This is a genomic window from Streptococcus bovimastitidis, from assembly GCF_001885095.1.
In the GTDB taxonomy this organism is placed as follows: domain Bacteria; phylum Bacillota; class Bacilli; order Lactobacillales; family Streptococcaceae; genus Streptococcus; species Streptococcus bovimastitidis.
In genome coordinates, this window is the sequence record NZ_LZDD01000002.1 from 309,040 (window position 1) to 322,093 (window position 13,054).

13 protein-coding genes and 1 pseudogene are annotated in these 13,054 nt (G+C 33.5%); 2 read left to right on the top strand and 12 right to left on the bottom strand.

Annotated features, from left to right (window positions below; genetic code table 11):
• Positions 1–35: 35 nt before the first annotated feature.
• From A9Q68_RS07260 to A9Q68_RS07275, 4 genes are all read right to left on the bottom strand, one after another.
• Positions 36–422 (bottom strand): DUF3021 domain-containing protein, encoded by a 387-nt coding sequence (locus tag A9Q68_RS07260; RefSeq protein ID WP_071794020.1) that lies wholly within the window; start codon positions 420–422, stop codon positions 36–38.
• A gap of 10 nt (positions 423–432) precedes the next feature.
• A complete protein-coding gene (locus A9Q68_RS07265; RefSeq protein WP_071794021.1) occupies positions 433–882 on the bottom strand; it encodes a LytTR family DNA-binding domain-containing protein in 450 nt (149 codons plus the stop codon).
• Between the two features lie 128 nt (positions 883–1,010).
• On the bottom strand, positions 1,011–1,856 hold the full coding sequence (locus tag A9Q68_RS07270; RefSeq protein ID WP_071794022.1) for an ABC transporter permease: 846 nt from the start codon (positions 1,854–1,856) through the stop codon (positions 1,011–1,013).
• On the bottom strand, positions 1,853–2,707 hold the full coding sequence (locus tag A9Q68_RS07275) for an ABC transporter ATP-binding protein (RefSeq protein WP_071794023.1): 855 nt from the start codon (positions 2,705–2,707) through the stop codon (positions 1,853–1,855). The genes A9Q68_RS07270 and A9Q68_RS07275 overlap by 4 nt, the downstream gene beginning before the upstream one ends.
• 121 nt (positions 2,708–2,828) lie before the next feature.
• Between A9Q68_RS07275 and A9Q68_RS07280 the strand changes: the two genes are divergently transcribed.
• On the top strand, positions 2,829–3,278 hold the full coding sequence (locus A9Q68_RS07280; protein WP_131814172.1) for an SRPBCC family protein: 450 nt from the start codon (positions 2,829–2,831) through the stop codon (positions 3,276–3,278).
• A 30-nt stretch (positions 3,279–3,308) separates the two neighbouring features.
• Here the strand turns inward: A9Q68_RS07280 and A9Q68_RS07285 are convergent, their stop codons facing one another.
• Genes A9Q68_RS07285 through rnpA form a run of 3 tightly spaced genes read right to left on the bottom strand, consistent with a single transcriptional unit; the run spans position 3,309 to position 5,520 of the window.
• On the bottom strand, positions 3,309–4,313 hold the full coding sequence (locus A9Q68_RS07285; protein WP_420806786.1) for a Jag family protein: 1,005 nt from the start codon (positions 4,311–4,313) through the stop codon (positions 3,309–3,311).
• 51 nt (positions 4,314–4,364) lie between these two features.
• Positions 4,365–5,177 carry a YidC/Oxa1 family membrane protein insertase gene (locus A9Q68_RS07290; protein WP_071794026.1) on the bottom strand — a complete coding sequence of 271 codons (813 nt, stop codon included), beginning with the start codon at positions 5,175–5,177 and terminating at the stop codon, positions 4,365–4,367.
• Positions 5,161–5,520, bottom strand: coding sequence for a ribonuclease P protein component (rnpA, locus tag A9Q68_RS07295; protein ID WP_071794027.1), 360 nt, complete (start codon positions 5,518–5,520; stop codon positions 5,161–5,163). The genes A9Q68_RS07290 and rnpA overlap by 17 nt, the downstream gene beginning before the upstream one ends.
• A gap of 521 nt (positions 5,521–6,041) precedes the next feature.
• Between rnpA and A9Q68_RS07300 the strand changes: the two are divergent.
• A pseudogene (locus tag A9Q68_RS07300) lies at positions 6,042–6,545 on the top strand (transposase); the annotation flags it as partial.
• Between the two features lie 318 nt (positions 6,546–6,863).
• Here A9Q68_RS07300 and A9Q68_RS07310 read toward each other — a convergent pair.
• The 5 genes from A9Q68_RS07310 to A9Q68_RS07330 all read right to left on the bottom strand — a co-directional run bounded on the left by A9Q68_RS07310 (position 6,864) and on the right by A9Q68_RS07330 (position 13,036).
• Positions 6,864–7,601 (bottom strand): response regulator transcription factor, encoded by a 738-nt coding sequence (locus A9Q68_RS07310; RefSeq protein WP_071794029.1) that lies wholly within the window; start codon positions 7,599–7,601, stop codon positions 6,864–6,866.
• A 1-nt stretch (position 7,602) separates the two neighbouring features.
• Positions 7,603–8,910: a sensor histidine kinase gene (locus A9Q68_RS07315; RefSeq protein WP_071794030.1), complete on the bottom strand. Its 1,308-nt coding sequence runs from the start codon at positions 8,908–8,910 to the stop codon at positions 7,603–7,605.
• Positions 8,911–10,257, bottom strand: a complete 1,347-nt coding sequence (locus tag A9Q68_RS07320; RefSeq protein WP_071794031.1) for a GHKL domain-containing protein — start codon at positions 10,255–10,257, stop codon at positions 8,911–8,913. It lies immediately after the preceding gene.
• Between the two features lie 127 nt (positions 10,258–10,384).
• The gene (locus tag A9Q68_RS07325) at positions 10,385–11,389 is read right to left on the bottom strand and encodes a GHKL domain-containing protein (RefSeq protein WP_165605229.1); all 1,005 of its coding nucleotides are present in this window, start codon (positions 11,387–11,389) and stop codon (positions 10,385–10,387) included.
• Positions 11,390–11,731: 342 nt separating this feature from the next.
• Entirely contained in the window at positions 11,732–13,036 is a 1,305-nt protein-coding gene (locus tag A9Q68_RS07330; RefSeq protein WP_071794033.1) for a hypothetical protein, read from the bottom strand.
• Between the last annotated feature and the right edge of the window lie 18 nt (positions 13,037–13,054).

Genomic DNA, 13,054 nt, shown 5'->3' on the forward strand with positions numbered 1-13,054 from the left:
TATTTCCCATTTGTTTCAGATTCTATTATGACCGATTATTTATTTCTTTCTCGCAACTTTTTGTTAATTTCTTGACTACTACGGTAATTCAAAAAGTAAATACATAGCCAAACAACAATATAAATAAGTGAAAATTCAAGGAAAAATCCTAAATATTCTCTGGGTGACAGCCAATGATTATAGGTATTCATCCCAAAAACAATAAAAGCAATCGTCAAGAAATGGCAGAAACTTTGTTTCAAGAAGGACCATTTCTCGATATCATAATAGAGGCTGGCAAGTCCCATAAAACCGCTAAAAGATAAACAGGAAATAATATTGGATAAGGTCTGTGTTTCAACATCCCCAGCAAGCAAACAAAAACTATAAATAATGCCCCCTATCCCAATACCGTAGATATACATATTGATTAATTTTTTCATGATCTCACCCTCACAGTCCTAGTTTTTCTTCTAAATTCTTCAAATAGCGACGACTAATAATAACCTTTGTCTTATTAGTTAAAATAGCTAGCATGTTACCTGAAAAAGAAGCCTCCATCATTTGCAAATGGTCTAGATTAATCAAACTTTGTTTGGAAACTTGGACAAAATAATCACTTGGCAATCGATCCTTCATTTTATAAAGGCGTTCCCGCATGCGAAACGTTTTTTCTTTAGTCATTATCACCAAATAATCACCATCAACTTCAATAGCAATGATATCATCCGTCTTCAGCAGGTAAATATGGTCATCTGATTTAACGGCAATCACATCCGTTTTCATAGCCTGAAAAGCTTCTAAATAGTCTACCAGATCCGAAACTTGTTTATCATATTGTGCTTTCTCAATGGTCAAAACCAAATCGTTCTGCTCTTTGTTTTCTTTAAATAGCCATTTCATCGACAAACCCCTTCGCTTATTTCTTACCCATATGATACCAAAAAATGGATGCTCAGAGTACAAGAATTCGCCAAGAGGTCCAATTTAAGAGGTAAGTGGCAAAAGATTTCTCTGGTCTCTAGTAGCATTTATTTTTGACGACTCTTGAAGAAAACCACTAAAACCATGATTACTAATAAAATCCCAATTGTCAGAAGTACAAGTTGATAATCTTGATTTAGGTTGGATAAAGTCTTTAATTTTATGCCAATTCCCATAAATTCTTTAAAATAAGCTTGACCTTTGCCTAAATCAGCAAGAGAAGACTTCAGTAAAATTTGCCGGTAAAGGGAAGCAATATAGGCACCAGGGGTTAATTTAACAAGAGTTTGAGCTGCGTCTGGTAAAACACCAATGGGCATATAAACACCAACTAAGAAACCGGAGGCAGTCCCAATAATAGTTGACACGCGGCTCTCCACTTCTTTTGTTCCAATAAACTGTAAAACAATTGTCGCAAATAAGGAGGATTGTAAAGCTCCCAAGAAAGCAACTAAAGCTAGTTGTGGCAACAAGGAAGTATCAAAAATAACCTGATCTTGTATCTGGAAATAAAGGGCCATAATTGAAAGAACGACGAGCTGCATGATAAAGGAAATGATGGTGCCACTTAAAAAATAGCCAAGATTTAAGCTTACTGGACTGACATCGGTTAAGAGAAAATCATCCCAAATGGATTCTTCCTTATCCGTCACGATGCGCGATAGCGCTGCCCAAGAGGTCGTAATAGCAGTGACAGCCAAGACACCTCCCATAACCCATAAATCTAAATATTTTGTTGGGTGGGGCAAGCTTTCTTTCCAGGATATTTCCAAATTATGTTGTAAAAAAACAAGGTATAAAATAAAAGCAATTAAAGCACCAAGCAAGGAAAAGAAAACCCCAGCTTTTTGATTAAAGTACAATTTTAAATGACGTTCAATAGTTGCAATCATGATTCCATTTCCTTTCCTGTTATCGCAAGGAAAGCATCATTGATGTTCCCTTTTTGGTAGTCAAAATCCTTAATTTGAGCTTGATAGTGATTGAGAACGGCTAACGTTTCTCTGGCATCTAAACCTTCAAGGTCCAAATCTTCAACCACTTGAACACTATTGTCGGGATCCGCTTGAGGCTTTTCAAAACTTAAGTGCAAATGACTTTTGGCATACTTTTCAATTAATTCCTGACTTGAGCCCATAGCTAAAATATTCCCCTTATCAATGACATAGGTCATCTCTGCATTTTCAGCTTCCTCTAGATAATGTGTCGTTAAAAAGAGTGTTAACTGTTCTTCTTTTTGCAGTTTTCTAAATAAATGCCAAAGACTTTCTCGACTTTGAATATCTAAACCCGTTGTTGGTTCGTCTAAAAAGAGGATATTCGGTTTATGAATCAAAGCTCGAGCAATATCCACGCGCCGTCTTTGCCCACCAGATAAGGTTTTGTATTTTTGATTCAAAATCTGATCGATACCTGTTAAATCAATCATCTTGTTAAACCACTCTTTATCTTGGTCTTTATACAATTTGAAACGGTTCTTGAGATTGTCAATAACTTTGAGGTCACCATCTAAAATCGAATCTTGAAAGACCATACCAATTTTAATATCTTTATCCTTAATCACAGTTCCTGAACTAGCCTTTAATAAACCTGTTAAGATTTTAATGGTCGTTGACTTGCCAGCCCCATTGGTTCCCAGATAAGCCACTAAACTCCCTTTTTCAATTGTCAAATTGAGTTGATTTAGAACTTGTTTGTTTCCGTACTTCTTACTTACATTTTTTGCTTCAATTAAAGTTGTCATTGTTACTTCCTCCATGACTATAGAGTAGCAAAGCAAGCAGACAAAAAGACCACTTTTTCGTCAAGTGATCTATTTCGGGTCCTAAGTGGTTCTATGCTATACTTGACTTATGGAAAAAGAATTGACAAAATCTCACGATCATTACCTTTTACAGCTGACCTACACGATTTCTTCAGGTCCAAATCAGCTTTGGCACTTGCTAACTAGCTCTAAAGGCTTGGCCCTTTGGTTTCCCCAACTGTCTCGGCAAGAGCAAGAACTCGTTTTTAATATGCCAGACTTTAAGGAATGCTTGGCTATTCAACAAGAAATCAAAAACCAACTCTTTAGTTTTGACTGGTTTGGTGCGGTCAATAGCTTCGCTTTTAGGGAAGAAAAGGGTAAAACTCTGGTTACTTTCACTGAAAAATCCCCAAGCCACTTCCCCAACCTAGAAAGAGACCTGGCCGGTTGGATCAACCAAAACCGACGACTAGAAAGTTATTTCAAGACTGGTAAGATTCCCGATATTATGGAATCTTTTATGGACTGTCAGGAATGGGTAAGACAAGAAATTCAAAAAAACTGCTAAAGCATTAGGCTTAGCAGTTTTTCTTATTTATTAAGCTTGTAAACTTACGACAACATAACGGTTAGGGTCGTTTCCTTCTGAATAAGATTCAACACCTTCAATGCCAGCAATGGTTTTATGAACAATTTTACGTTCACTGTTGCTCATTGGATCCATGGTGTAGTTATCACCACTATCCAGAACACGGTTAGCGACTTTTTGAGTGAAATCAATCAAGGTTTCTGTGCGGTGCTCAACGTAATCATGAACATTAAGGGTTACAGAAAAGTTTTTTGAATAACGATCGTGTAAGAAGTTTTGAGCTAACAGCTGCAAGGATTTAAGAACTTTACCATGGTAGCCGATAACACGCCCAGCTTCCTGGGTATCAATCTGTAGGTTAATTTGGCGACGATTATGGCTCTTGTCAATTGTCGCTTCAATATCCATTTCATAGATGATTTTTGTTACATAATCAGCCACTTCATCGGTTGCTTTTTCAATATCTTTGCTGATGGCATCTTCTGGAAATTCGCTGGCAATGAAAGCTTCAAAAGAATCATCTTCAGCTTTTTGATCTGAGATTTCAGACGGGGCAACTTGATTTTCTGCTTGGGCTTGGTTATCACTAGCTTCTTGGTCCGCCAATTGCATGTCTGAAGCTTCTTGGCTAAAATCTTCCTTAAGCTCTACTTCTTGAGGAGCTTCTTCTACTGAATCTGTTTTTTCAGCATTAGCTTTATCAACTGGAATGTCTTGCTCGTCTGTAGTTACTGTTTCGATCTCAGAACTGTCTGAGTCTGAGGCTTCCGGTTGATTCTCCAGGTTCACAAATCCTTGTGGTTTGACAAGGGGTGCATTTTGACGGTTAATGTCGTCGGGAACCCCTTTGATAGCTTCTTTGTCTGCTTGATAAACGGTATCTTCATTAATACCTTCGATATCTACTTGCGCTAGCTTTTTCCCAAAGCCTAAAAAACCTTTTTTCTCTTTTGAAATAACACGAATATGGGCTTTTAAGCGCGAAATGTGTAAGTCTTGCAATCCTGCTTCAATTGCTTCTTCTACTGTTTTACCTGTATATAAGGCCATAAGATTACTCCTACTTTACTTTCTTTGTTTTAATGCTTTTTTGCGAGCACGTCTTTCTCTGGCACGACGCTCTCTTTCTTCTTGTGCTTGACGATTTCTTTCAGCTACTATTTTGAATGGGTTATTCAATAACAACAACTGGAAGACTTGGAAAGCATTTGAGACAACCCAGTATAAAACTACCCCACTTGCCAGTCTGAATCCCATAAAAAAGATCATTAATGGCATGGTGTAGGTCATAATGGTCATTACCATATTTTTTTCCTTGGCAGCCATATTGGTTAACCATGATGATAAAAAAGTAAAAATAGCTGCTAGAATTGGTAAAATGAAGAGCTGATCATGTTGAGCCAACTCCGTCCACAAAAAGGTTCCTGTCTTCAAGAACGGCACGCGGGTTAGTGCTTGGAAAAGTGCAATCATGATTGGCATTTGAATAAACAAAGGCAACATGCTGGCGTATGGGTTGACGCCATTTTCCTTATATAAAGCCTGTGTCTCGTCTGCTAAGGCCATACGACTAACGGAATCTTTTTCTGGGTATTTAGCCTGAATTTTCTTTAATTCAGGTTGTAAATCTTGCATTTTTTGACTTGATTTAATTTGAATATTAAATAGTGGCATTAACAAGATACGGATTAAGAGGGTAAAAAGGATAATCCCGACCCCAATTGATCCATTAAAGGACAACCACTGAATAGACTTGGCAAAAAAATAAACCAATTGATCCCATCCATTTGCAGAATTTGCGGATACTTGACCTCTTCCACAAGCAGCAAGAAGGATGACTATTGGTAGTAATCCTACAATTTTAATTTTCTTTTTCACTTTCAAAACCTTCCTCGAGCAATTTTGCCAGCTTTAAGACATGTTTTAAGTTCTGTCTCACTTGTTGGTAATCCAATTCTTCGACACCTTTTCTGGCAATGACGACAAAATCATCACTTTTGAGATGTTCTCCAAATTCCATTAGGACGTGTCTGATTTTTCGTTTGACTGCGTTTCTTGTCACGGCATTGCCAAGACGTTTGCTCACAGATATGCCTACCCTAAAATGAGCTTGGTCTTTTTCTAAAAAATGTATGACAAATTTTCGATTAGCCGTACTTTTCCCGGCATCAAAAATGGCTTGAAAATCTTTTTCACGCTTTACCCGATAGGATTTCTTCAAAATCTAACTCCATTAATCTAAATTAGTTACATTATACCACAAGCCCTAAACCTATTCAAATCTTGGTTTCTAGCCACTTTTTCTGCTTACAAGTCATGACCTAATCGCTCCTTGTTAAGTCAAGGAAAGGGCATGTATCGATAAAATCCTGGAGAATACAAAAAAACCGGTGAGAGACCGGTTTTTTTATGTATATCATATCCAAACAAAGACAATTGTTTTTGGACCTGTTTCCTAGAAGTTCTTCAAAATTTGTTATTTAGGTGAGAGAGAGAGAAACAATATTTTGATAAAATTGGGGAATGAACTCTAGTACTTGTCTCAAGTTTCCGTCTTTATTTTACAAATATAATTATAGCTGATAAAAACAGATTTTTTTATATATGTCCTGAAATGTTGCATATTTATCCTAAAATGTTATTTTAGCCATTGGTTTTTAATTTTCTAATCCATTTATGTCTTTTTTGATAAAATGACAGAATTTTCTCTATTTGCTATTTTTTCTGATTAATTCTCTTTTCATGAAATCTTTTGATACTAAATCTCAGACTTACCGTCTCTTGAAATTCCATTGGCGATTCTTTCAGAAAGACAGCCGTAAACTCTCCGTTAAACCCTTTTACTGCAGAACCTTAGGTCAAACTGTAACTCCGAAGGAAGTGCTTCATAAAGCTCTTAGTCATTGTGAGGAACTTCGTTACTACTATGATCTCTATCAATTATTACTTTTTCACTTTCAAGAGAAGAGAATTGATGCATTTTTTAGTTTGATTGAAGAGAACTTAACAGCCACAAACAAAATCTTTAAAACAGTCTTTAAGAACTTCATGAAACATAAGACGTATATCACTAATGCCCTCGAAACTTCTTTTTCTAATGCCAAACTAGAAGCTACTAATAAACTCATAAAAGATATTAAAAGAGCTGCTTTTGGATTTCGGAACTTTGAAAACTTTAAGAAACGTATTTTGATTGCTTTGAACCTCAAAAAAGAGAGTATCAATTTGATACTCTCTAGAACTTAGCTTTTCATCTACCCACTACAGTTGACAAAGAGCCAAAAAACCTAGATATCTCTAGGCTTTCACTGATTAAAATCAGTTTCATATCTAAACAAAGACAATTTTTTGGTCATCGCTTTTAGTCAAGTTAAATCAAAAATACTATTTGTTTTTTTATGGAGAGAGAGAGAAAACAATATTTTGATATATTGGGGAATAACTTATTTTAAGAGATAACTTAAGTCTTTATCTATAAACTTATTATAAATAAAAATACAAATAATGGTGATATTTTTCCTAAAATGTCAAAAATCCGTCCTAAAATGTCAAATTTCTAATCATTTAGTGGATTGACTCCCATTTCTCTATTAATGATTTCATCTTTAATCGAGAAACCATACAAGAATCTCCATTCTCAAAATAGACTAATTGGTGTGATTTATCAATTCGAACAACATTTTCTAAATTAACTAAGAAGGAACGATGGGATAAGAAAAGTTTTGGAGCAGCATCTTGGATTTCAGCTAAATTTCCATAAAATTCTAAGCGTTCTGTTTGTGTCCAAAGACAAACCTTATGTGGTGTTGTCGACGTCGCAAAATATAGAATATCACGATAAGGTAAGCGAAGTCTGGTTTGTGGCGTTTCAAATAAGAACATTTCTTCAGTTTCATGACTGGACATCATTTGGTAGGTATAAAGAATGCATTCTTGAATTTGATCTTTAAATTGAACATTATCAACGGCCTTATCAATAAAATCAAGTGCTGAAACTTTATATTTAAAGGAGATTGGCGCAAATTCTGAATGAGTTGTCACAAAAACAATAACTGCATTAGGATCTAGATTGCGGATATCTGCAGCTAATTCAAGCCCTCTTTTGCTTTCATTCTTGATTTCAATGTCCAAGAAGAAAAGCTGATGTTCACCTCGTTCTTTAATACTATCAAGTAATTTCTGAGGACTTGAAAAAACCTCCATATAAGATTTAGTAATTTTCTGTTCTTTTAAGATTTCATCAATAACGGTCTCAATCCGTCCTTGTTGAATAAAATCATCTTCTAAAATAAAAATATTCATTCTAATTCCCCATTTCTAAAAATTGCCTAAATCTGTAGTGATCACTTTTTGTTGAAAATACAACTTTAGGATAACGAGACAGTATTTCTAAAAAACGTGTGTGACTCTCCCCCACCTTAACTTCATCATTCCTATTGTCTTCAAATAACTGTCCAATGTCAACTCTTTTCATTTTGGAGCTATTCTCCATGATAAAAAACTGCTTTCCATCTTGTTCAAAAAAAGCTAGAGAAATAAATGGATTACGACTACCTTTAGCCGTAATAATGGCGTGGTCAAAGAGATGCGATAGTAACGGCACTAAATCTAAAATATCAACATAATTTTTATTAATATGATCTGGAACTTCAACATAAACATCAATTTTTTGTAACTTAGCTTCTAAAATTTTGACATTCAAGAGAGACTTGACCACTGATTCTTTGACATTGTTCAATGAACTAAGATCTGGTCCCAATGATTTCATTTGTCTCTGAGACTCTTGCAGGATTGACTCGTAGATAAAAGTAATGTCAGCCATGTCCTCACGGTCTATACTATCTTTAAGACTGATTAAGATGTTTTCAGAATCATGTTTAATGGTTCTAATGTCTCGATAGAGCTGCTCAATATAATTGTTATAATTCTCTAAATAATGAATTCTCGCTGACTCAGCATCTGCAACCTCTTTTTCCAATTGGTCTTTCGCAAAGCGGTCCAATTTAAAAACTACGGTGACCATCATTCCCAGATAGATAAAAATAAAGAGCGTTCGATATTCCCTAAAATAAATCTGATAAGGACTTTCTAAGTGGGCGAAAAAATGAATAATCAGATAATAGGTAATCATGGCAAAATTCATTCCAATCAACCAAGACTGCAATTTTTGGTGAGAAATAAAACGGATCAAACTAAAGTTAAAACCAAAGGTATAGTTAAAGACATAAGCCACAGGGATGATTAGCAAGTAAGAAAACTCTAAGAGATAAATATTAGAAACAATTTGGTTGATAGTATAACCAGTAATAATTGGTAATATTACCCCTGAAATCATTCGAAAGACCACTTCAACTAGCATAATTGAGAAGAAGCCATAGAAAATATGTTCCGACCATCTTTTTTGAGGCATTGCAAAGCGACTAACAAGCATGAGAAGGATGGGATCGACCATAATGAGCTCTGTTGTGACAAGATTAGTGAGAAACAATATTAGAAAAATCCCCACAATTTTACTAAATGACAAGCGAATATTGGTACATTTCTGAAAAACAAACCAATCAACAATAAAAATAATCAAACAAAATAATGTTGTATGAATGGTATCTGACATTTATTGCTCACTTTCTTTATGGATTATTAAGGTTTGTTGGAAGTCATAGTTTTTACTCTTGGTACTTAAAGAGATGTTAGGATACTTTTTGATAATTGAAAGGACATTGGCTAGCCCAACTCCTCGTCCTCCCCCTTTTGTAGAAAAACCATCCTTAAAAATACGATTGATATCAATTTGCTTTTCCTGTGTACTATTTGAAATGGTTATGATTTGATTATCTTGGTCTAGGAAATAAGCAATACTTACCACTTTTTCTTTCGACAAAACGGCAGATTCAATAGCGTTATCACAGAAAATAGAGAATAATAATAGAAGATCAAAGCGCGAAATGTATGTATCATTAATAGTATCAGGTAATTCTAAATGAACAGTTAAACCTGCTTTTTCTGCTTTTATAATTTTAGCGGATAATAAACTTTTGATAGAGGGCATTCCAAGTTTTGACAATTTTGAAATAGTATAATGTTTATCATCCCAGTAGTCTTTTGCTTCACCTACTGTAGCTTGATAGACATGTTTAATTTTATGAATATCTTGTTCTTCAAGTGCCCCTCCGATTGTTTCCAATTTTTTTAAATACGATTTTTTAAATTGTCTAACATCTTCGTAAAGCTTTCCAAGGTTATTGCCATAATCAAGTAAATTTTCGATGTAGGCTTCTTTTTCTCGTTTCAAGTCATCTTCAAGATGACGTTTGGATTGTCGATTAAAGTAAGCAATTATAATTAAAAACAGACCTGTAAAAATTAAGTATAAAATCTGATAAGACCTTGGGATTCCTATTGGTTTTAAATAATATAGAAAAGGATCGTCAAAGCCTAAAATAAAGAAAGCATCAATATAATAGGCAACAATGAAAAACAACATAATTGTCGTAAATCGTTTAGAGCGCTCTGAAGATTCATTTTCATAAAGCTTTTTATAATCTTTGCCAATCAAGTAAGACGTGATTTTAAGACAAGGAAACAAGAGTAAATAAGCAAGAATGCTTGTTAAAAGATGGTTACTAATACTTGTATTTAATTGTAAAAGATAGGGGATTAAACAAGATTCCAAAAAACGCGAGATCAAATCAACAAAGACACTTGGAGCTAAGGCTAAATAAATCGTTCTAAGACTCAGTGGTTTATGTTTTCTAATAATTAATATTAACCAAAAAAAGATGGGATCGATTATTAATGGTGCTAAACTCGGTATTTGATTCATGAAAACACAAGCTGAAATGATAAAAAGTTTTTTCCAGAAAGCTAGCTTGATATCAGTTAAGAAGGTAAAAATACTAACTTCCGAAAAATAAAAAATAATGACCGACAGTTGAAACCCAATCAAAAACGTCACTGACATAAAGCTCTCCTTTCTTGAAAATTTCTGTAACTTATATATTCTATCATATAAATGTAGACAGAGTTATTCTTTTTTTAAAAGCACCTAAAAAACGTGCTTTAAACATTTTTCGATAGACATTTAGTAATTAAACATCTACTGAAAAAATCATTTCTAGTCGTTGTGAAACATGGTAATCACCACTTTTAGTCACAATTGTTGTGTAGGGATACTGCTCTAAGATTTTTTTGACATTGGCAAGACCAATGCCACGGTTTTCCCCTTTAGTTGAATAACCTTCTTGAAAAACCTGACTAATATTAATGCGCTCAACCTTGTTACTGTTTTCTAATAAGAAGATAATAGTATCATTTTGGCAGAAGAATGCTAGCGAAATTTCTTTTACATCTGATTCTTTAGCTGCATCAATGGCATTATCGAAGAAAACAGATATGATAATGATAAAATCAATAAGTTTCATTGGAATGTTCCTAATAACATCTGGTACTTCCACTGATACTGAAACACCTGCAGATTGAGCCTCGAACAATTTTGCAGCCATAAAACTCTTGACCGTTGGAATTGAAATATTGACAAGCCGGTCTAAATCAAAATGATGATCACGGAAGGGGTTATCGATACTTGTAAATATTGTATTATATTCTGCTTTAATCTTATCTAAATCTTCCGTCTGCGCAATCTTTTCAAACCTTTCTAAAGACGTTCGCGTATCATCTTTAAAGCTTGAAATTTCGTGATATAGCTTTTCCAAATAGACATTATATTCTGACAAATGTTTAAAGTGACGGCTTTGATTGGCCTGAACCTCTTCATTAATAATAGTCAAAGACCGGTCATTTAGTCTTCTAATACCAATCAAGAAGATAATCATATAGACTAAAATAATATAATACTTCAGGTTTTGGTCATAAGCAACAAACCATTTAAAATTATTTTCAATAAAAATCAAACCTTGAACTAAAACAAACACAATAATCATTGAAATATTTAAAGGTTTAAACAAACTATTCTCTGATTTGTCATTAGCCAAACGAATTTTTTCATAATCAATATGCAGCATTGCTTTAATAAAAAAGTAATAAGGCAAAATCAAAAGATAAACTAGGTGAATATACCATAGATGATTTGTCATTTTATCTAAAGTTTGATTTGTAATAACAGGAATGAAAAGAAAATAGATAATTCGAGACGAAAGTTCAATATTAGTTACAGCAAAAAAACTATAAAAAATATGCTTCGACCAAGAAAATTGTGGTCTTATTACGAAAGAAAAAATTAATAGGTATATGGGATCAATAATAAGTGAAAAATTATCCAAAAAGTAACTACATAAACCACTCAAAAAAATAAATAAAATGGATTCAATTTTTCGTACTTTCACTTTTGAAATATCTTGAAAGATAAGCAATAAATTGAAATAAAGGAGAAAATAAAAAGTCACACTATAAAAAATCTCTTCCATTAGCCCTCATTTCTACTCCACTGATTTAGGATTAGTGATATTAATGCGATATTGAAAGACTGAATCGCCTTGATTTCGATAGATAAAAATGTTGGAATACTTATCCGTTAAATAATCAAAAATGAGATTATTTTGTTCGACCAATTCTTTAGGTAAATTATTAATACTTTTAAAAAACTTATCATAGGTGCTTTCAATAATTAGGAAACCAGTACCATGCATATCACTATTGAATACAAATGTCATTGTTGCATTTTCATTTTTGGGGATAGTAGTATTAATAAATTTAAAAATTGCTGTTAAAAGAACAATGAAATCCATCGTTAAGATATGTAAGTTATCTATTGGATTTAGAATTTGAACAGAAGTTAAAACCCCTTTATTCTCTAGCTCATAAAATTTTTGAGAAAGAAAAAACTCTAAATCTTTATCCATTAATTCTTGAAATTTTTCATCATAAAGTTGATTAATGGTAACAGCTTCATTTCCCATTTTCGCTAAAATATCTCTAGTAATTCGATGAATTAATCTTGGATCATTATGCTCTAAACTCCCCGCTAAGGAAATCATCAAGTTTTCATAGTCATGTTTAAAGGAACGAATCGTTTGATAGGTGTTTTCAATATAAACATTATAATTCTCTAAGGCCAGTAAATACTGTTCTTCAACTAATTCGATGTAGCGTTCAGATCTAACTTTACCATAATGATTAATATAGGAAGATAGAAATAAGAAAACAAAAATGAAAAAAAGAATTAAGAGTTTTGATATCCATATTGATTCTCCCCCTGAACTATTATTAACTTCAAAATAATAAAAACCAGTCAGGTAAATAAGTAAGAAGATATCACTAATGATTAATAGTCTGTAAATCACTTTTAGATAATCATGTTTGAATCGAAATGTTTGGATTGCAAAAACTTCTTCAACAAAAGTTAATAGCGGAACAACACTTATATAAGAAAGCAATTCTATTTCCGGACTTTTCCAGACAGCTAAGGTTGTCATATCAAATAAAAACGGGAAAACAAAGAATATCATCAAACTAGAAAATAAACTGGTGATAACTATCGGAAATGAGATATAGTAAATCAGATGAAAAATGCCATCGTTTGGATAGGCTTTTCTCCGATAGACGAGCATCATTAGTGGCTCCAAAATAACAAATGGAATATGCAAATAAAGATAAAGCATTGCTTCAACTAAGGTTAGAATCAAAACCTTAAACAGCCTATTTTTTTCTGTTGTTAACAAAAAGAAGATGGTCCAAGAGGTTAAAAAACGGGTTAAAAAAACCGTAGCAGTTATGTCTAACAAATACTTTTCCTTTCAATT

Coding starts and splice junctions, on each gene's coding strand:
- A9Q68_RS07265 (WP_071794021.1), bottom strand. CDS start 882: ATGAAATGGCTATTTAAAGAAAACAAAGAGCAGAACGATTTGGTTTTG.
- A9Q68_RS07260 (WP_071794020.1), bottom strand. CDS start 422: ATGAAAAAATTAATCAATATGTATATCTACGGTATTGGGATAGGGGGC.
- A9Q68_RS07275 (WP_071794023.1), bottom strand. CDS start 2,707: ATGACAACTTTAATTGAAGCAAAAAATGTAAGTAAGAAGTACGGAAAC.
- A9Q68_RS07310 (WP_071794029.1), bottom strand. CDS start 7,601: ATGAATATTTTTATTTTAGAAGATGATTTTATTCAACAAGGACGGATT.
- A9Q68_RS07325 (WP_165605229.1), bottom strand. CDS start 11,389: ATGACAAATCATCTATGGTATATTCACCTAGTTTATCTTTTGATTTTG.
- A9Q68_RS07320 (WP_071794031.1), bottom strand. CDS start 10,257: ATGTCAGTGACGTTTTTGATTGGGTTTCAACTGTCGGTCATTATTTTT.
- A9Q68_RS07270 (WP_071794022.1), bottom strand. CDS start 1,856: ATGATTGCAACTATTGAACGTCATTTAAAATTGTACTTTAATCAAAAA.
- A9Q68_RS07315 (WP_071794030.1), bottom strand. CDS start 8,910: ATGTCAGATACCATTCATACAACATTATTTTGTTTGATTATTTTTATT.